The sequence below is a fragment of the Massilia sp. 05N420 genome, from assembly GCF_056397205.1.
Genome location: NZ_JBFTMX010000104.1, coordinates 1 through 728, shown reverse-complemented (window position 1 = coordinate 728; position 728 = coordinate 1). Strand labels below are relative to the sequence as shown.

General features: G+C 56.6%; 2 protein-coding genes. One reads left to right on the top strand and one right to left on the bottom strand.

Going from position 1 to position 728, the window contains the following annotated elements; translation table 11 throughout:
• Window positions 1-107: 107 nt before the first annotated feature.
• The gene (locus AC1DIX_RS27460) at window positions 108-299 is read left to right on the top strand and encodes a CsbD family protein (protein WP_477328475.1); all 192 of its coding nucleotides are present in this window, start codon (window positions 108-110) and stop codon (window positions 297-299) included.
• Window positions 300-378: 79 nt separating this feature from the next.
• Here the strand turns inward: AC1DIX_RS27460 and AC1DIX_RS27455 are convergent, their stop codons facing one another.
• The gene (locus tag AC1DIX_RS27455; RefSeq protein ID WP_477328473.1) at window positions 379-582 is read right to left on the bottom strand and encodes a hypothetical protein; all 204 of its coding nucleotides are present in this window, start codon (window positions 580-582) and stop codon (window positions 379-381) included.
• Window positions 583-728: the final 146 nt, after the last annotated feature.

The window sequence follows — 728 nt, the reverse complement described above, 5'->3', positions numbered from 1 at the left end:
TGATTGGACGTCGTAAGCCGGCAGCGAGTGTCCGGGCATGGAACGATCTGGTACGACCGCCGTTGATATCTCACTGAAACAATTCAGTTTCTAAAAGGAGAAATTCGATGGGCAGCACAGCTGACAAGGTTTCCGGTAAGGCAAACGAATTCGCGGGCAAAGCCCGTCAGGCCGTAGGCAAAGCCACCGACGACCGTGAGATGCAGGCCAAGGGCATTGCGCAGGAAGCCAAGGGCGATGCGCAACAGGCCAAGGGCGAAGCCAAAGAAGCAGTCAAGAAGGTTGTCGACAAAGCGTAAGCTTCTGTTGACGTCGGAGGGCCCACCGCAATGCTACCCGGTGGGCCTTTTGCGTTGCCATCGTCGCAATTCGTAGTCTCTATGTTCCGATCGTCTTCAGCTGGCCCTTTTTTCTGGCACTGACTGCATGGACATCACCCATTTCATCGCGCATCCGGTTCAGGTCGGCAATCGGCTTCGCGCCCCGCGTTATCTCCGCAAAAAAACCGCCAACATTGATGACCGCAGTGAAGCTCCTCAAATATGGTCTAGGAGCCGGCGACAGTGAAGGCTTGGTCATCATGGCCTTTCACCTCGCGACCGCAAGCTAGACCCTTTCAGCCACATGTCAGCATTCACGCCCCGCCCTCGCTCTCGCGGGTCGAACCATTCCCCGCCGAACTTCGAAATGAACGCTTCGACTCCCGCTCGCGTCGCGAAGCAATTCAC

Coding starts and splice junctions, on each gene's coding strand:
- AC1DIX_RS27460 (WP_477328475.1), top strand. CDS start 108: ATGGGCAGCACAGCTGACAAGGTTTCCGGTAAGGCAAACGAATTCGCG.
- AC1DIX_RS27455 (WP_477328473.1), bottom strand. CDS start 582: ATGATGACCAAGCCTTCACTGTCGCCGGCTCCTAGACCATATTTGAGG.